General features: G+C 76.3%; 3 protein-coding genes. All 3 read left to right on the forward strand.

Features of this window, described 5'->3' with window-relative positions:
* Positions 1 to 40: 40 nt before the first annotated feature.
* From OG767_RS16125 to OG767_RS16135, 3 genes are read left to right on the forward strand one after another with little or no spacing between them, the layout of a single operon-like run.
* Positions 41 to 11,029, forward strand: a complete 10,989-nt coding sequence (locus OG767_RS16125; RefSeq protein ID WP_405089292.1) for an SDR family NAD(P)-dependent oxidoreductase — start codon at positions 41 to 43, stop codon at positions 11,027 to 11,029.
* A gap of 31 nt (positions 11,030 to 11,060) precedes the next feature.
* The gene (locus tag OG767_RS16130) at positions 11,061 to 16,034 is read left to right on the forward strand and encodes a type I polyketide synthase (protein WP_405089293.1); all 4,974 of its coding nucleotides are present in this window, start codon (positions 11,061 to 11,063) and stop codon (positions 16,032 to 16,034) included.
* A gap of 44 nt (positions 16,035 to 16,078) precedes the next feature.
* Positions 16,079 to 25,504, forward strand: a complete 9,426-nt coding sequence (locus OG767_RS16135) for a type I polyketide synthase (protein WP_405089294.1) — start codon at positions 16,079 to 16,081, stop codon at positions 25,502 to 25,504.
* Positions 25,505 to 25,518 lie beyond the last annotated feature (14 nt).

The raw sequence follows: 25,518 nt of genomic DNA on the forward strand, positions 1-25,518 counted from the left end.
ACCACTGCCGGCTCGGGGCAACACAGGGAATGGGCGGACCATGGCTGACGAGGCGAAGCTTCTCGACTACCTCAAGCGGGTCACCGCCGACCTGCACCAGGTGCGGCAGCGGCTGCGCGAGGTGGAGGCCGGCGAGCAGGAGCCGGTCGCGATCGTCGGCATGAGCTGCCGCTTCCCCGGTGGCATCCGCACCCCGGAGCAGCTGTGGGAGGTGGTGGCGTCCGGCCGGGATGTGATGACCGAGTTCCCCACCGACCGGGGCTGGGACCTCGACGCGCTGCACGCCGGCGACCCCGAGGACGCCGGCACCTCGTACGCGCGCCACGGCGGCTTCGTCACCGACCTGGCCGACTTCGACAGCGGCTTCTTCGCCATCTCGCCGCGCGAGGCGCTCGCCATGGACCCCCAGCAGCGGTGGCTGCTGGAGACCACCTGGGAGGTCTTCGAGCGGGCCGGCATCGACCCGCACACGCTGCGCGGCAGCCGTACCGGCGTGTTCGCCGGCAGCACCGGCCAGGACTACGGCACGGTGTTGATGACCGCCGCCGCGCAGGGCCTGGAAGGGCACCTGATGACCGGCAACGCCGGCAGCGTGGTGTCCGGCCGGATCGCCTACACGTTCGGCCTGGAAGGGCCCGCGGTCACCGTCGACACCGCCTGCTCGTCGTCGCTGGTGGCGATGCACCTGGCCGGGCAGGCGCTGCGGCAGCGGGAGTGCACGCTCGCCGTCGTCGCCGGCGTCACCGCCATGTGTACGCCGGGCGCCTTCGTCGAGTTCTCCCGCCAGCGCGGACTGGCCGCCGACGGCCGGTGCAAGGCGTTCGCCGCCGCCGCCGACGGCACCGGCTGGTCCGAGGGCGTCGGTGTGCTGCTGCTGGAACGCGTCTCCGACGCCCGCCGCAACGGCCATCCGATCCTCGCCGTGCTGCGCGGCAGCGCGGTCAACCAGGACGGCGCGTCGAACGGGCTGAGCGCCCCGAACGGCCCGTCGCAGCAGCGGGTGATCCAGCAGGCCCTGGCCAACGCCGGGCTCGCCGCCGGCGGCGTGGACGTGGTGGAGGCGCACGGCACCGGCACCCGGCTCGGCGACCCGATCGAGGCGCAGGCGCTGCTGGCCACGTACGGGCAGGACCGGGGCGACGCCGCGCCGCTGCTGCTCGGCTCCGTCAAGTCGAACCTGGGGCACACGCAGGCGGCGGCCGGCGTCGCCGGGGTGATCAAGATGGTGCAGGCGATGCAGCATGGGCTCGTCCCGCCCACGCTGCACGTGGACGCGCCGACGCCGCAGGTCGACTGGGACACCGGCGCGGTCGAGCTGGTCACCGAGGCCACCCCGTGGCCGGCGGTGGACCGGCCCCGCCGCTCGGCGATCTCCTCGTTCGGCGTGTCCGGCACCAACGCGCACACCATCCTCGAACAGGCGCCGCCGGACGAGCCCGCCCCGGCCGACGACGCGCCGACACGTACCCGCCCGGTCGTACCGGTGCTGGTGTCCGCCCGCGACGACGCCGCGCTCGCCGACCAGGCCGGCCGCTGGGCCGCGCGGCTGGCCGCCGACCCGGCGTCGACCGCGCTCGACGTGGCGTTCTCGTCGGCGACCGCGCGGGCGGCGCTGGACCGGCGGGCCGTGCTGGCCGCCACTGACCGCGACGACCTGCTCGCCGGCCTGCGGGCACTCGCGGCCGGAACGCCGACGGCCACCACGGCGACCGGCGCGGCCACCGACCGGCAGGGTCTGGCGGTGCTGTTCTCCGGGCAGGGTGCGCAGCGTGCCGGCATGGGTCGGGAGTTGTCCGAGGCGTTCGGTGTGTTCGCGTCCGCGTTGGACGAGGTGTGCGGGCACCTGGACCCGTTGCTGCCGCAGCCGTTGAAGCCGGTGCTGTTCGGTGATGCCGATCTGTTGGATCAGACCCAGTTCACGCAGGCGGGTCTGTTCGCGGTCGAGGTGGCCCTGTTCCGCCTGATCGAGTCGTTCGGGGTGACCCCGGACTTCGTGGGTGGGCACTCGATCGGTGAGGTCACCGCCGCCCACGTGGCGGGGGTGTTGTCGCTGCCGGACGCGTGCGCGCTGGTCGCCGCGCGGGGCCGGCTCATGCAGGCGTTGCCGGCCGGCGGTGGAATGTTGGCGGTCGCCGCGCCGGAGGCGGAGGTGGCCGCGTCGATCGAGGCGCACCCCGCGCTGGGGATCGCGGCGGTGAACGGGCCGTCGTCGACGGTGGTGTCCGGTCCGGTCGACGCGCTGGACGAGATCGAGCGGACCTGGCGGGACCGGGGTGTGCGGGTTCGTCGGTTGACGGTGTCGCACGCGTTCCACAGTCCGCTGATGGAGCCGATGCTTGCCGAGTTCCGCACCGTGCTGGACGGGTTGACGTTCGCCGCGCCGCTGCTGCCGGTCGTGTCCAACGTGACCGGCGCGCTCGCTGGGTCCGACGAGATCACCAGTGTCGACTACTGGGTGCGGCACGTGCGGGAGGCGGTGCGTTACGCCGACGGGGTGACCGCGCTCAGGGCGGCCGGGGCGGACACGTTCCTGGAGGTCGGTCCGCAGAGCGTGCTCACCGCGCTGACCGCCGAGATCCTGCCCGACGACGACACCGTCGTCGCAACCTCGGTGCAGCGCCGGGACCGGGACGAGACCGGTGCGCTGCTGGCCGGCCTGGCGGAGCTGCACGTGCAGGGCGTGCGCGTCGACTGGACGCCGTGGTTCGCCGGCACCGGCGCGACCCGCGTCGACCTGCCCACCTACGCGTTCCAGCGCCAGCGCTACTGGCCGGAGGCCGGCGGCGGCTGGACCGGCGACGTCACCGCGGTCGGCCTGCGCCCCGCCCGGCACCCGCTGCTCGGCGCCGCCGTCGGCGTCGCCCACGCCGAGGGCTTCCTGTTCACCGGCCGGCTGTCCCGGCGTACCCACCCGTGGATCGCCGACCACGTCGTCTTCGACACCGTGCTGCTGCCCGGCACCGGCTTCGTCGAGCTGGCCCTCCAGGCCGGCGCGCACGTCGGGGCCGACCACGTCCGCGAACTGACCCTCGAAGCGCCGCTGATCCTGCCGGAGACCGGCGGCGTCGACATCCAGCTCTGGATCGGCCCGGCCGACGAGACCGGCTGCCGGTCCGTGTCGCTGCACTCCGCGCCCGACCACGACCGGCCCGGCGACGAGCCGACCGACCGGGACACCGCCGACGGCGACCCGCGCACCTGGACCCGCAACGCCAGCGGCGTCCTCGCCGACCGGCCGGCGCAACCCGGCGTACCCGGCTGGTCCGACCTGGCCGCCTGGCCGCCGCCGGACGCCACCGAGGTGCCCACCGACCAGCTCTATCCGCACCTGGCCGCCCAGGGCTACGACTACGGCCCGTCGTTCATCGCGCTGCGCACCGCCTGGCGGCGCGGCGACGACCTCTTCGCCGACCTGACGCTGCCCGAGGCGCCGGCCGCCGAGGCCGGCGGCTACGGCGTGCACCCGGCGCTGCTCGACGCCGCGCTGCACACGCTCGGCCTCACCAGCGCCGCCGGGGAACCCGCCGGCCCCGGCCTGCCCCCCGGCCACGGCCGGCTGCCGTTCTCCTGGAACGACATCGCGCTGCACGCCGCCGGCGCCGCCGCCGCCCGGGTCCGGGTCCGGCACACCGGCCCGGACAGCGTGTCGCTGCTCCTCGCCGGCGTCGACGGCGCCCCCATCGCCTCGGTCGGCTCGCTGGTCCTGCGGCCGGTCACCGCCGACCAACTCCGCACCGCCGGCGGCGGCGGACCCGAGTCGCTGTACCGGATCGACTGGACCCCGCTGCCGCTGCCCACCGGACCGGCCGCCGGCACGTGGGCGGTGCTCGACACCGACGCCGCGCTCGCCGACGCGGTGGCCGCCACCGGGACGGCCGTCACCGCGTACCCCGATCTCGCGGCCCTGACCGGCGCGCTCGACGACGACGCCGACGCGCCCGGCGTGCTTGTCGCGTCGTTCCTCGACCCGCGCGGCGAGCGCGACGTGCCCCGCTGGGTCGCCGAGGTGACCCACCGGGCGCTCGACGTGCTCCAGCGGTTCCTCGCCGACGACCGCTACGAGGCCACCCGGCTGGTCGTGCTCACCCGCGGCGCGGTCGCCACCGACCCGGACGCCGACCTCACCGACCTGGCCGGCGCCGCCGTCATCGGCCTGGTGCGCTCCGCCCAGTCCGAGAACCCGGGCCGGTTCGTGCTGGTCGACGTGGACGACCCGGCGACCGCCGCCGCCGCGCTGGTCGCGGCGCTGGACACCGACGAACCGCAGCTCGCCATCCGCGCCGGCGTCGCGGCCGGCGCCCGGCTCGCCCGGGTGCCCGCGCCCGCCGAGCCGGCCGACCCGGCGTTCGACGCCGACGGCACCGTGCTGATCACCGGCGCCACCGGCACGCTCGGCCAGCTCATGAGCCGACACCTGGTGACCCGGCACGGGGTGCGGCACCTGGTGCTCACCAGCCGGCGTGGCCGGGACGCCGCCGGCATCCCGGAACTCTGCGACGAACTGGCCGCGCTCGGCGCCACCGTCACGGTCGCCGCCTGCGACGTCGCCGACCGCGACGCGGTCGCCGCGCTGCTCGCCGACCTCCCCGCCGACCACCCGCTCACCGCCGTGGTCCACGCCGCCGGGGTACGCGACGACGGCGTCATCTCCTCGCTCACCCCCGACCGGGTCGACGGCGTGCTGCGCCCCAAGGTCGACGCCGCCTGGCACCTGCACGAGCTGACCGCCGACCTCGACCTCACCGCGTTCGTCTCGTACTCCTCGCTCGCGGCCACCGCCGGCGGCCCCGGCCAGGGCAACTACGCCGCTGCCAACGCGTTCCTCGACGGGCTGGCCCACCACCGCCGCGCCCGCGGCCTCGCCGCGCTCACCCTCGCGTGGGGCCTCTGGGCCGACCGCAGCGGCATGACCACCGAACTGGACGACGTCCACCTCAACCGCATCTCCCGCTCCGGCGTGTCCGCGATGGAGGCGGAGGAGGGGCTGGCGCTCTTCGACGCCGCCTGCCGCGTCCCGGTCGCCGCGCTGGTGCCCGCCCGACTCGACCTGGCCGCCATGCGGGCCCAGTTCGCCGGTGCCGTCCCGCCGCTGTACCGGGCGCTGATCCGCGCCGGTCGGGGCGCCGCCGCCGCGCCGGCCACCGGCGCGTCGTTGGTGCAGCAGCTCGCCGCGCTCGACGACGCCGACCGGCGGGCCGCGCTGCTGGAGATCGTCCGGGGGCAGGCCGCCGCCGTGCTCGGCTACCCCGATCCGGCCGCCGTCGACCCGCGCCGCGCGTTCAGCGACCTCGGCTTCGACTCGCTCACCGCCGTCGAGATGCGTAACCGGCTCGGCAACGCGTTCGGCCTGCGGCTGCCCGCCACGCTGGTCTTCGACTACCCGAGCCCGCAGGAACTCGCCGCCCACCTGGACACCGAGATCGCGGGCGTCCCGGTCCCGGCCCGCCCGGCGACCGCCCCGGTCACCGTCGGCGACGACGAGCCGCTGGCCATCATCGGCATGGCCTGCCGGCTGCCCGGCGGCGTGTCCACCCCGGACGACCTGTGGCGGCTCGTCGCCGACGGCGTCGACGCGATCACCGACCTGCCCGGCGACCGGGGCTGGGACCTGGACACGCTCTACAGCCCCGACCCGGACGCCGCCGGCACGTTCTACGCCCGCGGCGGCGGCTTCCTCGCCGACGTCGACCGGTTCGACCCCGGCTTCTTCGGCATCAGCCCGCGCGAGGCGCTCGCCATGGACCCGCAGCAGCGGCTGCTGCTGGAGACCACCTGGGAGACGTTCGAGTCCGCCGGCATCGACCCGACCGGGGTACGCGGCAGCAGCACCGGCGTGTTCGTCGGCACCAGCGGCCAGGACTACGGCTCGCTGCTCGCGTTCGCCCCGGAGGAAACCTCCGGGTACGCGCTCACCGGCATGACCAGCAGCGTCATCTCCGGCCGGGTCGCCTACACGTACGGGCTGGAGGGGCCGGCGGTCTCGCTGGACACCGCCTGCTCGTCGTCGCTCGTCGCGCTGCACTGGGCCGGGCAGGCGCTGCGCCGCGGCGAGTGCGACATGGCGCTGGCCGGCGGCGTCATCGTGATGGCCACCCCGACCGCGTTCGTGGAGTTCTCCCGCCAGCGCGGACTGGCCGCCGACGGCCGGTGCAAGTCGTTCGCCGCGTCCGCCGACGGCACCGGCTGGGCCGAGGGCGTCGGCCTGCTGCTGGTGCAGCGCCTCTCCGACGCCCGCCGGCAGGGCCGGCACGTGCTCGCGGTCGTGCGCGGCAGCGCGGTCAACTCCGACGGCGCGTCCAACGGGCTCACCGCCCCGAACGGCCCGTCGCAGCAGCGGGTGATCCGGGCGGCGCTGGCCGCCGCGCGGCTGTCCCCGGCCGACGTGGACGTGGTGGAGGCGCACGGCACCGGCACCACGCTGGGTGACCCGATCGAGGCGCAGGCGCTGCTCGCCACGTACGGGCAGGACCGGCCCGCCGACCGGCCGCTGCTGCTCGGCTCGATCAAGTCGAACATCGGCCACGCCCAGGCCGCCGCCGGCGTCGCCGGTGTGATCAAGATGGTGCAGGCCATGCGGCACGGCACCGTGCCCCGCACGCTGCACGTGGACGAGCCGTCCCCGCACATCGACTGGGACGCCGGCGCGGTGGAACTGGCCACCGAGGCGCGGCCCTGGCCGGCGGGCGACCGCCCGCGCCGGGCGGCGGTGTCGTCGTTCGGCATCTCCGGCACCAACGCGCACGTCATCGTGGAACAGGGCGACGAACCGACCGCCCCGGCCGCCACCGGCGCCGGCCTGCTGGACACCGCCGCGACGGTGTGGGCGGTGTCCGCACGGTCCCGCGCCGCGCTGGGCGGGCAGGCCGCCCGCCTGGCCGAGCACGTCCGCGCGCGGGGCGACGTGGACACCGCGGCGGTGGCCTGGTCGCTGGTCGCCACCCGGTCGGCGTTCGACCAGCGGGCCGCCGTGGTCGGCTCGTCGGTCGAGGAGCTGCTGTCCGGCCTGGACGCGCTGGCGTCCGGCGCGCCCGCCGGCAACCTGGTGGCCGGCGCGGTCGCCGGTCACGGTGCCGGTCCGGTGTTCGTGTTCCCGGGTCAGGGTGCGCAGTCGGCGCGGATGGCTTCCGGTCTGGTCGGTCGGTGCGCGCCGTTCGACGCGGCGCTGGCCGAGTGTCAGGTGGCCCTCTCTCCGTACCTCGACGTCGATCTGGTGTCGGTGCTGACCGGCGACGACGAGTCGTGGTTGGACCGGGTCGAGGTGGTGCAGCCGGTCCTGTGGGCGGTGGGTATCGCCCTGGCGGCCGTGTGGCGGCACGTGGGTGTCAACCCGCAGGCCGTGGTCGGTCACTCGCAGGGTGAGATCGGCGCCGCGTGTGTGGCGGGGATCCTGTCCCTGGACGATGCCGCGAAGACGGTGGCGTTGCGGTCGCGGGCGTTGTCGGTGCTGCGCGGCACCGGCACGATGGCGTCGGTCGACCTGTCCGCCGACGAGGTCACCGCGCGACTGGCGGGAGCGGCCCCGGGCGACGGCGTCACGCCGGGCGACGGTCCGTTCCCCGGCGTGGGGATCGCGGCCGTCAACGGCCCGGCGACGGTCGTGGTGTCCGGTCCGCCGCAGGCGGTCGCGGACCTGGTCGAGTCGTGTCAGGCCGACGGCATCCGGGCCCGGTTGATCCCGGTCGACTACGCGTCGCACTCGGCGGCCGTGGAGGAGGTCGCGCAGCAGCTCCGCACGGAGCTGGCCGGCGTGGCGCCGCAGGCCGGTCACACGCGGCTGGTGTCGACGTTGACCGGGGACTGGGTGGACCCGGCGACGATGACGGCCGACTACTGGTACGACAACCTGCGGCAGACCGTGCGCTTCGACACCGCCGTGCGTACCGCGATCGAGGCCGGTCACACGACGTTCGTGGAGATCTCGCCGCATCCGGTGCTGACGATGCCGGTGACGGCGATCCTGGACGACCTCGGCACCGCCGGGCACACGTTGTCCACGCTGCGGCGGGGTGAGGACGACCCGACCCGACTGTTGACCAACCTGGCCACCGCGCACAGCGTCGGCCTGCCCGTCGACCTGACCAGCGTGCTCGCCGGCACCGACACCGTCGCGCTGCCCACCTACGCGTTCGAGCAGCAGCGGTTCTGGCTCGACCCGCCCGCCCACCGGGCCCAGGACGTCGCCTCCGCCGGCCTCCAGGACGCCGGTCACCCGCTGCTCAGCGCCGCCGTCACGTTCCCCGACAGCGAACGGCTGGTCTTCACCGGGCGGCTGTCCGTCCGCACCCACCCGTGGCTCGGCGAGCACCGCGTGATGAACGCGATCCTGCTGCCCGGCACCGCGTTCGTCGAACTGGCCGCGCACGCCGGCGACCAGGCCGGCGCGCCGGTGGTCGAGGAACTCACCCTGCTCGCCCCGCTCGTGCTGCCGGAACTCGGGTCGCTCCAGATCCAGCTCACTGTCGGCGAGCGCGACGAGACCGGCCGCCGCCCGGTGCAGCTGCACTCCCGCCCGTACCGGGACGGCTCCGACGAGATCCTCGCCGACGTGGCCTGGACCTGCCACGCCACCGGCCTGCTCGCCCCGCGCGGCGCCGAACCGCCCGCGTTCGACCTCGGTGTGTGGCCGCCGCCCGGCGCCACCCCGGTCGCCTCCGACTCCTTCTACGCCGGCCTCGAAGCCACCGTCTTCGGCTACGGCCCGGTCTTCCGCGGCCTGCGCGCCGCCTGGACCCGGGGCGACGAGGTCTTCGCCGAGGTGGCGCTCCCCGCCGACCACCACGCCGAGGCCGGCCGGTTCGGGCTCCACCCGGCGCTGCTCGACGGCGCGCTCCAGGCCATGTCCATCGGCGGGTTCCTCGGCCGGATGGGCGACGGCGCCGACGCCAGCGTGCCCCGGCTGCCGTTCGCCTGGACCGGTGTCACGCTGCTCGCCGCCGGCGCCACCGCACTGCGGGTCCGCGTCGCCGCGGCCGGCGACGTCGGCGTCACGTTCCAGGTCGCCGACGCCACCGGCGCCCCGGTCCTGCACGCCGACTCGCTGATCATGCGCCGGGTCACCGGCGACGCGCTCGGCGCGGCCCGCTCCGGCCGGCACGAGTCGCTGTTCCAGGTGGACTGGCCGGTGCTGCCGGTGACCGCCGGACCGTCGCCGGTCGCCACCGGATGGGTGGTGCTCGGCGACGACCTCGCGCTCAACGCCGCCGCCGAGGCTGCCGGTGCCCGCGTCCGCCCCGACCTCGCCCCGGAATCCTTCGCCGAGCTGCTCGCCGGTGGGGAACCCGCCCCCGGGACGCTGATCGTGCCGGTCGGCGGCGCCGGCGACGGCGCCGGCCCCGAACTGGCCGCGCAGGCCCGCGCCACCACCCACCGCCTGCTCGGCACGCTCCAGGCCTGGCTCGCCGACGACCGGTTCGCCGACACCCGCCTGGTGCTGGTCACCCGCGGCGCCGTCGCCACCGGCGACCCGGCCGAGGTCGACCTGCGGTCGGCGCCCGCCTGGGGACTCGTCCGCACCGCCCAGCTCGAACACCCCGACCGGATCCACCTCGTCGACCTGGACGCCGACCCGGCCGGCGCCACGCTGCTCGCCGCCGCGATCGGCACCGGCGAGCCGCAGCTCGCCGTGCACGCCGGCCAGGTCCGCGCGCCGCGCCTGGCCCGCGTACCGGCCGGGCTGGAGCCCCGGCCCGGCGGCGTCGACCCGGACGGCACCGTGCTGATCACCGGCGGCACCGGCGTGCTGGGCCGGCTGCTGGCCCGCCACCTCGCCACCACCCACGGCATGCGGCACCTGCTGCTCGCCGGGCGGCGCGGCGCGACCGCCGACGGCATCGACGACCTGGTCACCGAGCTGGCCGACGTCGGCACCGAGGTCACGGTCGCCGCCTGCGACGCCGCCGACCCGGACGCGCTCGCCGCGCTGCTCGACGGCATCCCCGCCGCGCATCCGCTCACCGCCGTGGTGCACGCCGCCGGCGTGCTCGACGACGGCGTGCTGGAGTCGCTCACCCCGGACCGCATCGACGCGGTCAGCATCCCCAAGATCGACGCGGCGTGGCACCTGCACCGGCTCGCCGCCGGCCGGGATCTCGGCGCGTTCGTGTTGTTCTCGTCCGCCGCCGCCACGCTCGGCAGCGCCGGCCAGGCCAACTACGGCGCGGCCAACGCGTTCCTCGACGCGCTCGCCGCGCACCGGCGGGCCCAGGGCCTGCCCGGCATCTCGCTCGCCTGGGGCCTCTGGGAGCAGGCCAGCGGCATGACCGGTCACCTCGCCGACGCCGACGTGCGGCGGATGACCGAGCAGGGCGCCGCCGGGCTGGCCACCGAGCAGGCGCTGCACCTGTTCGACGCCGCCTGGCGGCTGGACACCGCCGCCGTCGTACCGATGCGGTTGGACGTGGCGGCGCTGCGCGGCCAGGCCGAGTCGGGCCTGCTCGCGCCGCTGCTGCGCGGCCTGGTCCGGGTGCCGCTGCGCCGTTCGGTCGACGCGGGCGGCGCCGGCACCGGCGGCGTGCCGCTCGCCCAGCGGCTCGCCGGCCTGGCCGACCCGGAACGGCGCAAGGTGCTGCTCGACGTGGTCCGGGCGAACGTGGCCGCCGTGCTCGGCCACGCCGGGCCGGAAGCCGTCGACCCCGGCCGCCTCTTCACCGACCTGGGCTTCGACTCGCTGACCGCGGTCGACCTGCGCAACCGGCTCAACACGCTGTCCGGGCTGCGGTTGCCCGCCACGCTGGTCTTCGACTACCCGACGCCGCACGCCCTCGCCGAGAAGCTGGCCGGCGAGATCGCCGCCGACGCGGCGCCCTCCACCCAGCCGCTGTTCCAGGGCATCGACGCGGTCGAGTCGCTGCTCACCACGCTGGCGCTCGACCCGGCGACCCGGGACCGGTTCGCCACCCGGATGCGTGACCTGCTCGCCAAGGCCACCGACCTCGCCGGCCCGGCCGAGGAACCGGAGCGGCCCGACCTCGACGCGGCGAGCGACGACGAGATCTTCGACTTCATCAGCAAAGAGTTTGGAATCTCCTGACATGACCACCGCGGATCAAGGCAGGGACGCGATGAGCGACGACGACAAGCTGCGGTACTTCCTCAAGCGGGTGACCGCCGACCTGCACGACACGAAGCGCAAGCTGCAGACCGTCGAGGCACGGGACACCGAACCGCTCGCCATCGTGTCGATGAGCTGCCGGTTCCCCGGCGGCGTCCGGTCCCCGGAGGACCTGTGGGACCTGGTCGCCGACGGGCGCGACGCGCTCACCGAGTTTCCCGACGACCGGGGCTGGGACCTCGACGGGCTGTACGACCCCGACCCGGACAAGCCCGGCAAGAGCTACACCCGGGTCGGCGGGTTCCTCGACCGCGCCGGTGACTTCGACCCGGCCCTGTTCGGCATCTCGCCCCGCGAGGCGCTCGCCATGGACCCACAGCAGCGGCTGCTGCTGGAGACGTCCTGGGAGGCGATCGAGCGGGCCGGCATCGACCCGCTGTCGCTGCGCGGCAGCGCCACCGGCGTCTTCGTCGGGCTGAGCACGTCCAACTACGGGATGGGCCTGCCGTACGTGCCGGACGGCGTGGACATGTACCTCGGCACCGGCAACACCACGAGCGTCGCCTCCGGCCGGATCTCGTTCACGCTCGGCCTCAACGGCCCGGCCGTCACCGTCGACACCGCCTGCTCGTCGTCGCTCGTCGCGCTGCACCTGGCCGGGCAGGCGCTGCGCCGCGGCGAGTGCGACCTGGCGATCGCCGGTGGCGTCACCGTGATGGCCACCCCGGGCGTGTTCATCGTCTTCTCCCGCCAGCGCGGCATGTCCGTCGACGGCCGGTGCCGCGCGTTCGCGGCCGGCGCCGACGGCACCGGCTGGGGCGAAGGCGGCGGCGTGGTCGTGGTGGAGCGGCTCGCCGACGCCGAACGCAACGGCCACCCGATCCTCGCCGTGATCCGCGGCAGCGCGCTCAACCAGGACGGCGCGTCCAACGGCCTGACCGCCCCGAACGGCCCCTCCCAGCAGCGGGTCATCCGGGCCGCGCTGGCCGACGCCCGGCTCGGCGCGGCCGACGTCGACCTGGTGGAGGCGCACGGCACCGGCACCACGCTCGGCGACCCGATCGAGGCACAGGCGCTGCTCGCCACGTACGGGCAGGACCGGCCCGCGGACCGGCCGCTCTGGCTGGGCTCGGTGAAGTCGAACATCGGCCACACGCAGAGCGCCGCCGGCGTGGCCGGACTGGTCAAGATGGTGATGGCGCTGCGGCACGGCACGCTCCCGGCGACGCTGCACGTGGACGAGCCGTCCCCGCACGTCGACTGGGACTCCGGCGCGGTGGAGCTGATCACCGAGAACCGGCAGTGGCCGGAACTGGGCCGGCCCCGCCGTGGCGGCGTCTCCTCGTTCGGGGTCAGCGGCACCAACGCCCACGTCATCGTCGAGGAGTACCGCCCCTCCGCCGCCGAGCCGGCCGAGGCGCCCGCCGACGACGCCCCCGCGCCGCGCCGCGCCGGCCTGCTCGCCGCCGGCCCCACCGCCTGGCCGGTGTCGGCCCGGACCCGGGGCGCGCTCGCCGGGCAGGCCGCCCGACTGGCCGCGCACCTGCGCGCCCACCCCGCCGACCCGGCTGCGGTGGCGTGGTCGCTCGCGACCACCCGGTCCACGCTCGACCAGCGCGCCGTCGTCGTCGGCGCGGACCCCGCCGACCTGCTCGCCGGCCTGGACGCGCTGGCCGCCGGCCTGCCGGCCGGCAACCTGGTCACCGGTACGGCGTCCGCCGCCGGCGCCGGCCCGGTCTTCGTCTTCCCCGGCCAGGGCGCCCAGTCCGCCGGGATGGCCGCCGGCCTGGTCGGCCGGTGCGCGCCGTTCGACACCGCGCTGGCCGAGTGCCAGACGGCGCTGGCCCCCCACCTGGACGTCGATCTCGTGTCGGTGCTGACCGGCGACGACGAGTCCTGGCTGGACCGCGTCGAGGTGGTGCAACCGGTGCTGTGGGCGGTCGGGGTGGCGCTCGCCGCCGTCTGGCGCGCGGCCGGTGTGACGCCCGACGCGGTGATCGGCCACTCGCAGGGCGAGATCGGCGCGGCGTGCGTCGCCGGGATCCTGTCCCTGGACGACGCGGCGAAGACGGTGGCGTTGCGGTCGCGGGCGCTGTCCGCGCTGCGGGGCACCGGCACGATGGCGTCGGTCGACCTGTCCGCCGACGAGGTGACCGCCCGGCTGGGTGGCTTCGACGGTGTCGGGGTGGCGGCGGTCAACGGCCCGGCGACCGTGGTGGTGTCCGGTCCGCCGCAGGCGGTCGCCGATCTGGTGGACGCCTGTCAGGTCGACGGCATCCGGGCCCGGTTGATCCCGGTGGACTACGCGTCGCACTCCGCGGCCGTGGAGGACGTCGCCCAGCAGCTCCGCACCGACCTGGCCGGCGTGACGCCGCAGGCCGGTCACACCCGGCTGGTGTCCACGTTGACCGGGGAGTGGGTGGACCCGGCGACGATGACGGCCGACTACTGGTACGACAACCTGCGCCGCACGGTCCGGTTCGACTCGGCGGTGCGCGCCGCCGTCGAGGCCGGTCACACCACGTTCGTGGAGATCAGTCCGCATCCGGTGCTGACCATGCCGGTGACCGCGATCCTGGACGACCTCGGCACCACCGGGCACACGTTGTCCACGCTGCGGCGGGGCGAGGACGACCCGACCCGCCTGCTGACCAACCTGGCCACCGCGCACAGCGTCGGCCTGCCCGTCGACCTGACCAGCGTGCTCGCCGAGACGGACACCGTCGCGCTGCCCACCTACGCGTTCGACCACCAGCGGCTCTGGCTCGACGGCAGCGGCGGCCCCGAGCGGGAGGACCAGGCGACCGACCACGGCACCCCGGACGACAGCGGCTTCTGGGCCGCCGTCGAACGCGACGACCTGTCCGGCCTCGCCGAGGTGCTCGCCGGAGACGACCTCCCCGCCGGGCAGGCGCTCGACGCGCTCGCCCCGGCGCTGCCGGTGCTGCACCGCTGGCGGCGGCAGCAGCGTCGCCAGTCCGACATCGACAGCTGGCGCTACCAGGACACCTGGAAGCCGCTCACCGGCATCACCAACCGCGGCATGGCCGGCACCTGGCTGGTCGTGCTGCCCACCGGCGACATCGTCGAACCCTGGCAGGAGGCGTGCGTCGACGCGTTCGCCGCCGCCGGCGCCACCGTCGTCCCGCTGCCGGTCAGCACCACCGACGTCGACCGCGACCTGCTCGGCAAGCTGCTGCGCGAGGCGCTCACCACCGGCGCGGACGGCACGCTCACCGAGGTGACCGGCGTGGTGTCGCTGCTCGCGTTCGACGAACTCGTCCATCCGATGCATCCGTCCGTGCCCGGCGGATTCGCCGCCACCGTCGCGCTGGTCCAGGCGCTCGGCGACATCGGCCTGGCCGCCCCGATGTGGTCGGTCACGTCCGGCGCCGTCTCGGTCGGCCGCGCCGAACTGCTCCGCTCGCCCGGCCAGGCGATGATCTGGGGCTTCGGCCGGGTCGCCGCGCTGGAACATCCGCAGCGTTGGGGCGGACTCGTCGACCTGCCGGAGGCGGTCGACGAGCGCAGCGCCGGCCTGCTGGTCGCGGCGCTCACCGCCGCCGGCGAGGAGGACCAGATCGCGGTACGCCCCGGCGGACTGCTCGGCCGGCGGCTCACCCGCGTCCCGCTCGGCGACAGCCGTCCCGCGCACCCGTGGCAGCCCTCCGGCACCGCGCTGGTCACCGGCGGCACCGGCGCGCTCGGCGGGCACGCCGCCCGCTGGCTCGCCCGCAGCGGGGTGGAGAACATCGTGGTGGCCAGCCGGCGCGGCATGGACGCCCCCGGCGCCGCCGAACTCGTCGCCGACCTCACCGCGCTCGGCGCCACCGCCAGCGTGGTCACCTGCGACGCCGCCGACCGGGACGCGCTGGCCGCGCTGATCGACGGCATTCCCGCCGACCGGCCGCTGAAGGCCGTGGTGCACGCCAGCGCGGTGCTCGACGACGCCCTGATCAACGACCTGCGCATCGACCAGATCGAACGGGTCCTCGCGGCCAAGGTGGACGTCGCGTACCACCTGCACGAGCTGACGCTCGACCTCGACCTCGGCGCGTTCGTGCTGTTCTCCTCGTTCGCCGGTTCGGTGGGCAGCTCCGGCGTCGGCAACTACGCCCCGAGCAACGCGTTCCTCGACGCGCTCGCCCAGCACCGGCGCGGACTCGGCCTGCCCGGCACGTCCATCGCCTGGGGCGCCTGGGCCGGCGGCGGCATGGCCGACGGCCCGTTCGGCGAGCTGCTGCACCGGCACGGCGTACCCGAGATGCCGCCGGAGGCCGCGATCGCCGCGCTGCACCAGGCCGTCGACCACGGCGAGGCGTTCCTCACCGTCGCCGACATCGCCTGGGAACGGTTCTCCGTCGCGTTCACCGCCACCCGGCCCGGCCCGCTGATCAGCGACCTGCCGGACGTCCGCCGGCTGCGCACGGTGGAGCGGACCGCCGGCGGCGAGGTGCCCGACGGCCCGGAGTCGCTGCGCGACCGGCTCGCCGGGCTGCCCGCCGGCGACCGGATGGCGGTGCTGCTCGCGCTGGTCCGCAGCCAGGTAGCGGCCGTGCTCAACTACCCGTCCGGTGAGTCGGTGGACGAGCACCGCGCGTTCCGCGAACTGGGCTTCGACTCGGTCACCGCGGTCGAGCTGCGCAACCGGCTCGGCCTGGCGAGCGGGGTGGCGCTGCCGGTCACCCTGGTCTTCGACTACCCGACGCCGACCACGCTGGCCGAGTACCTCTACGCCGAGGTGGCCCAGGACGACGTGGTCACCCCGACCGCGCTGCTCGACGACCTCGACCGGATCGCCGACGGCCTCGACGTGGTGGCCCGCGACGAGGCCGCCCGGGTCCGGGCCACGGTCCGCCTCCAGGCCATGCTCACCCGGCTCGGTCAGGGCAGCGGCGGCGACGACGACCTCGGCCGTCATCTCGGCGACGCCAGCGACGACGAGCTGTTCGCCATGGTGGACCGCGACCTCGGTCTCTCCTGACCCGCACCGGCTCACTCCCGTCCCCTGCGAGGAAGCGGCTACCGATGGCCAATGAAGACAAGCTCCGCGACTACCTCAAGCGGGTCATGGCGGACCTGCACGACACCCGCCGCCGACTCAGCGAGGCCCAGTCCCAGGAACTGGAGCCGGTGGCGATCGTCGCGATGAGCTGCCGGCTGCCCGGTGGCGTCCGCGACCCGCAGGACCTGTGGGAGTTGCTGACCGACGGCCGGGACGCGGTCGCCCCGTTCCCCGACGACCGGGGCTGGGACCTCGACCGGCTCTACCATCCCGACCCCGACCACCCCGGCACCTCGTACGCCCGCGAGGGCGGCTTCCTCGACGGGGCCGGGGACTTCGACGCCGCGTTCTTCGGCATCAGCCCCCGCGAGGCGCTCACCATGGACCCGCAGCAGCGGCTGCTGCTGGAGACCGCGTGGGAGGCCGTCGAGTCCGCCGGCATCGACCCCGCCACGCTGCGCGGCAGCCGTACCGGGGTGTTCGTCGGCACCAACGGGCAGGACTACGGCACGCTGCTGATGATGTCGCCCGACGGCGACGAGGGCCACTCGATGACCGGCGGGGCGGCGGCGGTCGCCTCCGGCCGGGTGTCGTACACGCTCGGCCTGGAGGGCCCGGCCGTCTCCATCGACACCGCCTGCTCGTCCTCGCTTGTCGCGCTGCACCTGGCCGCGCAGGCGCTGCGGGCGGGGGAGTGCGAGCTGGCGCTCGCCGGTGGCGTCACCGTGATGGCCACCCCCGGCCTCTACATCGGGTCGAGCCGGCAGCGCGCGCTCTCCCCGGACGGGCGGTGCCGCTCCTTCGCCGCCGCCGCCGACGGCGCCGGGTTCTCCGAGGGCGTCGGCTGGCTGCTGGTGGAGCGGCTCTCCGACGCCCGCCGCAACGGGCACCCGGTGCTCGCGGTGCTGCGCGGCAGCGCGGTCAACCAGGACGGCGCGTCGAACGGGCTGACCGCCCCGAACGGGCCCGCCCAGCAGCGCGTGATCAGCCAGGCGCTCACCGCCGCCCGGCTGGCCACCGCCGACGTGGACCTCATCGAGGCGCACGGCACCGGCACCAACCTGGGTGACCCGATCGAGGCACAGGCGCTGCTGGCCACGTACGGGCAGGACCGCGGCGACGCCGGGCCGGCGCTGCTCGGCTCGGTGAAGTCGAACATCGGGCACGCCCAGGCCGCCGCCGGCGTGGCCGGGGTGATCAAGGTGGTGCTGGCCATCCGGCACGGACTGGTGCCGGCGACGCTGCACGTCGACGAGCCGTCCCCGCACATCGACTGGTCGTCCGGCGCGCTGGAGCTGGTGACGTCGGCGCGGCCGTGGCCGGAACGCGACCGGCCCCGCCGGGCGGCGGTGTCGTCGTTCGGCATCTCCGGCACCAACGCGCACGTCATCGTGGAGCAGGCGCCGGAGGCGCCCGCGCCGCCCGCCGCCGTCCCCACCCCGGGACTGCTCGCCGCCGACGTCACCGCCTGGCCGGTCTCCGCCCGGACCCGGGGCGGCCTCGCCGGGCAGGCCGGCCGGCTGGCCGCGCACCTGCGCGCGCACCCGGCCGACCCGGCGACGGTGGCCTGGTCGTTGGCCACCACCCGGTCGGCGTTCGACAAGCGGGCCGTGGTGCTCGGCTCGTCGGCCGAGGAGCTGCTGTCCGGTCTGGACGCGCTCGCGGCGGGTACGCCGTCGCCGGCGGTCGTGACCGGCACCGCGGAGCGGCCCGCCGGTCCGGTGTTCGTGTTCCCGGGTCAGGGCGCGCAGTCGGCGCGGATGGCGGCGGGCCTGGTGGGCCGGTGCGCGCCGTTCGACGCGGCGCTGGCCGAGTGCCAGGTGGCCCTCTCTCCCTACCTCGACGTCGATCTGGTGTCGGTGCTGACCGGCGACGACGAGTCGTGGCTGGACCGGGTCGAGGTGGTGCAGCCGGTCCTGTGGGCGGTGGGCGTCGCCCTGGCCGCGGTGTGGCGGCACGTGGGTGTCAACCCGCAGGCCGTGGTCGGGCATTCCCAGGGGGAGATCGGCGCCGCGTGTGTGGCGGGAATCCTGTCCCTGGATGACGCCGCGAAGACGGTGGCGTTGCGGTCGCGGGCGTTGTCGGTGCTGCGCGGCACCGGCACGATGGCATCGGTCGACCTGTCCGCCGACGCCGTCACCGCACGGCTGGCCGGAAGCGCGACGGCGTCTGCCGGCGCGGGATCGACCCGCGACAGGACCGGCCCGGCCGCGAACGGATCACGCTTCGCGGGCGTGGGAATCGCGGCGATCAACGGCCCGGCGACCGTGGTGGTCTCCGGTCCGCCGCAGGCGGTCGCGGACCTGGTCGAGTCGTGTCAGGCCGACGGCATCCGGGCCCGGCTGATCCCGGTCGACTACGCCTCGCACTCCGCGGCCGTGGAGGACGTCGCCCAGCAGCTCCGTACCGACCTGGCGGACGTGACGCCGCAGCCCGGTCACACCCGGCTGGTGTCCACGCTGACCGGGGACTGGGTGGACCCGGCGACGATGACGGCCGACTACTGGTACGACAACCTGCGGCAGACCGTGCGCTTCGACACCGCCGTGCGTACCGCGATCGAGGCCGGTCACACGACGTTCGTGGAGATCAGTCCGCATCCGGTGCTGACCATGCCGGTGACCGCGATCCTGGACGACCTCGGCACCGCCGGGCACACGTTGTCGACGCTGCGGCGGGGTGAGGACGACCCGACCCGGCTGTTGACCAACCTGGCCACCGCGCACAGCGTCGGCCTGCCCGTCGACCTGACCAGCGTGCTCGCCGGCACGGACACCGTCGCGCTGCCCACCTACGCGTTCGACCACCAGCGGTACTGGCCCGCCCCGCCCCGCTTCGTCACCGACCGCGACGGCGAACCCGACCCCGACCGCTGGCACTACCGGGTCACCTGGACCCCGCTGCCCGACCTGCCGCTGACCCGGCTCACCGGCGCCTGGCTGGTCCCGGTACCCGCCGACCTGGCCGACGACCCGCTCGTCACCGGCGTGCTCGGCGCGCTCGGCAACGTCGGCGCCAACGCCGTACCCGTGCCCGTCGACCCGGCCGACGACCCGGCCGCGCTCGCCGACCGGCTGCGCGCCGCGCTGCCCGCCGACGGACCCGCCGCCGTGCTCTCCCTGCTCGGCCTCGACGGACGCGCCCACCCCGAGCACCCGGCCACCACGCTCGGCGTCACCGGCACCGCCCACCTGGTCCAGGCGCTCGGCGCGCTCGGCGTCGAGGGGCCGCTCTGGTGCGCCACCCGCCGCGCCGTCACCACCGGCGACACCGATCCCGCCCCCGACCCGGCCGCCGCCGCCGTCTGGGGCCTCGGCCGGGCCGTCGCGCTGGAACACCCGGCCCGCTGGCGCGGCCTGGTCGACCTGCCCGACCGGCTCGACGCCACCACCGCCGCGCTGCTCGGCGCGGTGCTCGGCGCCGACGGGCCCGAGGACCAGATCGCCGTCCGCGACACCGGCGCCCACGCCCGCCGGCTCACCCGCGACATCGACCTCGCCGACGACACCGTCCGGCTCCGCGACACCGTGCTGATCACCGGCGGCACCGGCGGGCTCGGCGGGCATCTGGCCCGCTGGGCCGCCCGCGCCGGCGCCGCGCACGTGCTGCTGGCCAGCCGCCGCGGCCCCGACGCTCCCGGCGCCGGCGACCTCGCCGCCGAGCTGACCGACCTCGGGGTACGCGTCACCGTGGCCCGCTGCGACGTCACCGACCGCGACCAGCTCGCCGCGCTCCTCGCCGACCTGCCCGACGACGCGCCGCTGCGGGCCGTGCTGCACACCGCCGCCGTGCTCGACGACGGCATCGTGGACACCGTCACCCCGGCCCGCCTGCACACCGTCGCCGCGCCCAAGAGTGCCGCCGCCGACCATCTCGACGCGCTCACCCGCGACCACGAGCTGGACGCGTTCGTGCTCTTCTCCTCCGTCGCCGGCACCACCGGCAACGCCGGCCAGGGCGCGTACGGCGCGGCCAACGCCCACCTCGACGCGCTCGCCCACCGGCGTCGCGCCGACGGGCTGCCGGCGCTCTCCGTGGCGTGGGGCGCCTGGGCCGGCGCCGGCCTGCCCGCCGACAACGAACGCGCCCAGCAGCGGCTGCGCCGCGGCGGCATGGTCGCCATGGACCCGGAGTCGGCCGTCGCCGCGCTGGCCCGGGCGCTGGGCCGCGACGAGCCCGCAGTGGTCGTCGCCGACGTCGACTGGGGTCGCTTCGCGCCCGCGTTCGCGCTGGTCCGGCCCAGCCCGTTGCTCGGCGACCTGCCCGAGGTCCGGGACGCGCTGCGCCCGGCGGAGACGCCGGCCACGCCCGAACCGGTCGACCAGCCCGGCTCGGCGCTGGCCCGGCAGCTCGCCGGCCGCACCGCCGCCGAACGTACCGAGACGCTGCGCGACCTGGTCCGCCAGTGCGCCGCCACCGCGCTCGGCTACGGCGCCGCCGACGACGTGCCGGTCACCCGCCCGTTCCGCGACCTCGGCCTCGACTCGCTGACCGCGGTGGACCTGCGCAACCTGCTCGCCACCGCGACCGAGCTGCGGCTGCCCGCCACGCTGGCGTTCGACTACCCGAACCCGGCGGTGCTCGCCGGGCACCTCGACGAGCTGCTCACCGGCGCCGGCGCGCCGGTCGACGGGCCGGCCGCCGTGGCCACCCCCGACGAGCCGCTGGCCGTGGTGGCGATGAGCTGCCGCTTCCCGGGCGGCGCGGACGACCCGGAACGGCTGTGGCAACTGCTCGCCGCCGGCGGCGACGCCATCGGCGACTTCCCCACCGACCGGGGCTGGGACCTCGACCGGCTCTTCGACACCGACCCGGCCGTCGAGGGCACCAGCTACGCCCGCCAGGGCGGCTTCCTGCCCGACGTCGCCGACTTCGACCCGGGCTTCTTCGGCATCAGCCCGCGCGAGGCGCTCGCCATGGACCCGCAGCAGCGGCTGCTGCTGGAGACCTCGTGGGAGGCGATCGAACGCGCCGGCATCGACCCGCGGACGCTGCGCGGCACCCCCACCGGCGTCTTCGTCGGCACCAACTACCAGGACTACCGCAACCTCATGCTCACCGCGGAGGGCGCCGAGGGGCACCTGATGACCGGCAACGCCGGCAGTGTGCTGTCCGGCCGGGTGTCGTACACGCTCGGGTTGGAAGGACCGGCCGTGTCCGTCGACACCGCCTGCTCCTCGTCGCTTGTCGCGCTGCACTGGGCCGGCCAGGCGCTGCGCGCCGCCGAGTGTTCCCTGGCGCTGGTCGCCGGCGTCACCGTGATGTCCACCCCCGGCGTGTTCGTCGGCTTCAGCCGGCAACGCGGACTCTCCCCGGACAGCCGGGTCAAGGCGTTCGCGGCCGGCGCCGACGGCACGAGCTGGGGGGAGGGCGTCGGCGTGCTGCTGGTCGAGCGGCTCTCCGACGCCCGCCGCAACGGCCACCCGGTGCTCGCCGTGGTGCGGGGCAGCGCGGTCAACCAGGACGGCGCGTCCAACGGGCTCACCGCCCCCAACGGGCCGGCCCAGCAGCGGGTCATCCGCGCGGCGCTGGCCAACGCCCGGCTCGACGCGGGCGACGTGGACGCGGTCGAGGCGCACGGCACCGGCACCCGGCTCGGCGACCCGATCGAGGCGCAGGCGCTGCTCGCCACGTACGGGCAGGGCCGCCCCGAGGACCGGCCGCTGCTGCTCGGCTCGATCAAGTCGAACATCGGCCACACCCAGGCCGCCGCCGGTGTCGCCGGCGTGATCAAGATGATCCTCGCGCTGCGCCACGGCTACCTGCCGCCGACGCTGCACGTCGACGCGCCCAGCGACCAGGTGGACTGGACGACCGGCTCGGTGGACCTGCTGACCGAGGGGCGGCCCTGGCCGCTGACCGGCCGGCCGCGCCGCGCCGCCGTCTCCTCGTTCGGCATCAGCGGCACCAACGCCCACACCATCCTGGAGCAGGCCCCCGAGCCGCCGGTGCCGACCGGTGAGCCGGCGGAGCCGCCGGTGGTGCCGGTGCTGCTGTCCGCGCGTACCGCCGCGTCGCTGGCCGCGCAGGCCACCCCGTGGGCCGACCGGCTCGCCGGGCCGACCGCGCCCCCGCTTGTCGACGTCGGCTGGTCCTCGGCGGTGTCCCGGGCCGCGCTGGACCACCGCGCGGTGGTGCTCGCCACCGACCGGCGGGCGCTGCGCGCCGGGCTCCGTGCGCTGGCCACCGGCGACGACTCGCCCGCGCTGGTCACCGGCGCGGTGACCGGTCGGCCCCGGGTGGCGTACCTGTTCTCCGGGCAGGGCGCGCAACGCCCCGGCATGGGCCGCGAGCTGGCCGCCGCGTACCCGGTGTTCGCCGACGCGCTGACCGAGGCGTGCGCCGCGCTCGACCCGCACCTGCCCCGGCCGTTGCGCCCGCTGCTCGACGCCGACCCCGGCACCGACACCGCGGCGTTGCTGGACCGCACCGAGTTCACCCAGCCGGCGCTGTTCGCCGTCGAGGTGGCGCTGTTCCGGCTGCTCACCGCGTGGGGCCTGCGCCCGGACGCGGTGGCCGGGCACTCCATCGGCGAGTTCGCCGCCGCCCACGCCGCCGGCGTGCTCACCCTCGCCGACGCCGCCGAACTGGTCGCCGCCCGGGGCCGGCTCATGCAGGCCCTGCCCGCCGGCGGCGCCATGCTCGCGGTCGCCGCGAGCGAGGACGACGTCCGCGCCACGCTCGCCGACGGGCTCGCGCTCGCCGCGGTCAACGGCCCCGCCGCCGTCGTGGTCGCCGGCCCCGCCGACGCCGTCGACCGGGCCGCCGCCGACTGGACTGCCCGGGGGGTACGCACCCGACGGCTCACCGTCAGCCACGCGTTCCACAGCCCGCTGATGGAACCGGTGCTCGACGAGTTGGCCGCGCTCGCCGCCCGGCTGCCGCACCACCCGCCGACCGTGCCGCTGATCTCCACCGTCACCGGCGCGCCGGTCGACGTGGCCGGCATCGGCGCGCCCGGCTACTGGGCCCGGCACGCCCGCGACACCGTCCGCTTCGCCGACGCGGTCACCGCGCTGCGCGAGCACGGCTGCACCGCGTACCTCGAGGTCGGCCCGGACGCGGTGCTCACCGCGCCGGCCCAGGGCGTGCTGGCCGCCCACGGGCCGGTCCCGTCGGTGCTGCCCACGCTGCGCCGGGACCGGCCGGAACCGCTCACCCTGCTGCGCGCGGTCGCCGCGTTGCACGTGCACGGCGTGGGCGTGGACTGGCCCGCGCTCCACGCCGACGCCGACCCGCAGCCGGCCGACCTGCCCACCCACGTGTTCGACAGGCAGCGTTACTGGCCGCAGCCGCCGGCCTGGCTGACCGCGCCGCCCGCCGAGGACACCGCCGTGGAACGCCGGTTCTGGGCGGCCGTCGAGGCCGAGGACCTGGACGGCCTGCTCACCGAGCTGGACGTGGCCCCGGACCAGCCGTTCGACGCGGTGCTGCCGGCGCTGTCGGCGTGGCGGCGACGCGGTCGGGAACGGTCGGTGGTGGACGGCAGCCGCTACCGGGTGCGCTGGGAGCCGGTCGACGCCGCCACCGGGCCCGCGCCGGACGGTCCGGGCCGCTGGCTGGTGCTGCTGCCCGCCGACCGGGCCGCCGAACCGGACCTGGTCACGCTGGCCGGCGCGCTCGGCCCGGCGGCCACCACCGCGCCGGTGGACACCGCCGCCGACGCCGACGAACTGGCCACCCGGCTGACCGACCTGGTCACCGCCGCCACCAGCGACGGGCCGACCCGCGTCCTGTCCCTGCTCGGGCTGGACGAGACGCCGCACGCCGAGCACCCGACGCTGCCGCGCGGCCTGGCCGCCACCGTCGGACTGCTCCAGGCGCTCACCGACCTGGACGCGCCGGCCCGGCTCTGGTGCGCCACCCGGGGCGCGGTCGACGTCGGCGACGCCCCGCCCAGCCCCCGGCAGGCGGCGCTGTGGGGCCTCGGCCGGGTCGCCGCGCTGGAACAGCCCGCCCGCTGGGCCGGCCTGGTCGACCTGCCCGCCACCGTGGACGACGACACCGCCCGCCGGCTCGCCACACTGCTGACCACCACCGCCGAGGACCAGCTCGCGGTACGCGCCGACGGGACGTACGCCCGGCGGCTCGCCAGCGCGCCCACCGACGGTGACCCGACGCCGTGGCAGCCGCGCGGCACCGTCCTCATCACCGGCGGCACCGGCGCGCTCGGTGGGCACGTGGCCCGCTGGGTGGCCGACGCCGGTGCCGAACGGATCGTGCTGACCAGCCGGCGCGGCGTCGACACGCCGGGCGCGGCGGACCTGCTGGCCGAGCTGACCGCGTCCGGCGTCGACTGCCGGGTCGCCCGCGCCGACGCCGCCGACCGGACCGCCATGACCGCGCTGCTCGCCGACCTGCGCGCCGACGGGCCGCCGCTGCGCGCGGTGGTGCACGCCGCCGGCGTCAGCGAGGTGGTGCCGCTGGCCGAGACCACGCTGGAGGACCTGGCGTACGTCATCGGGCCGAAACTGGCCGGCGCGGAACTGCTCGACGAGCTGCTCGACGGCGTCGAACTGGACGCGTTCGTGCTCTTCTCCTCCATCGCCGCCACCTGGGGCAGCGGCGGGCAGGGCGGATACGCGGCCGGCAACGCCGCGCTGGACGCGTTCGCCGAGCGACGGCGGGCGCGCGGGCTACCCGCCACGTCGGTGGCCTGGGGGCCGTGGACCGAGTCCGGCATGTTCGACGACGACGCGCCGGAGCAACTGCGCCGCCGCGGCCTGCGGGTGCTGCCGCCCGAACCGGCGATGGCCGGGCTGCGGCACGCGCTCGCCGCCGACGACACCTGCGTCACCGTCGCCGACGTGGACTGGGCCACGTTCCACCCGCTGTTCACCGCGCTGCGGCCCAGCCCGCTGCTGGCCGACCTGCCGGCCGTGCGGGCGCTCGCCACCGCCGCCGCCGAGCCGGTCGCGGCGGCCGGGCCGGAGAGCCGGGACCGGCTCGCCGAGCTGCGCGCGCTGCCCGCCGACGACCGCCGGGACGCGCTGCTGGACCTGGTACGCACCGACGCGGCGAAGGTGCTCGGCCACCCCTCGGTCGACGCGGTCGAGCCGGAACGGGGCTTCCTCGACCTCGGGTTCGACTCGCTGACCGCGGTGGAGCTGCGCAACCTGCTCACCGCCGCGACCGGGCGGGAGCTGCCCACCACCGTGGTGTTCGACTACCCGACCCCGGCCGGGCTGGCCGCGTACCTCGACGACGAGCTGTTCCCCGGCGGCGACGAGCCGGCCGGCGGCGCCGACGAGGAGACGGTCCGGCGGGTGCTCGCGGCCATCCCGCTGGACCGGCTGCGCCAGGCCGGCCTGCTCGACCAGTTGCTGCGCCTCGGCCACGACACCGCCGCGCCGGCCGCCGACCCGGCCCCGGACGTGCCGGCGGCCGAGATCCACGACCTCGACGTCGCCGGACTGGTCCGGATGGCGCTCGAAGGATCCGACTCGTGACCCGGCCGGCCGCA

The organism is Micromonospora sp. NBC_01392, assembly GCF_045040125.1.
Classification (GTDB): domain Bacteria; phylum Actinomycetota; class Actinomycetes; order Mycobacteriales; family Micromonosporaceae; genus Micromonospora.

Excerpts from the sequence above, each read along its gene's own strand:
- OG767_RS16125 (WP_405089292.1), top strand. The coding sequence starts at position 41 with ATGGCTGACGAGGCGAAGCTTCTCGACTACCTCAAGCGGGTCACCGCC.
- OG767_RS16130 (WP_405089293.1), top strand. The coding sequence starts at position 11,061 with ATGAGCGACGACGACAAGCTGCGGTACTTCCTCAAGCGGGTGACCGCC.
- OG767_RS16135 (WP_405089294.1), top strand. The coding sequence starts at position 16,079 with ATGGCCAATGAAGACAAGCTCCGCGACTACCTCAAGCGGGTCATGGCG.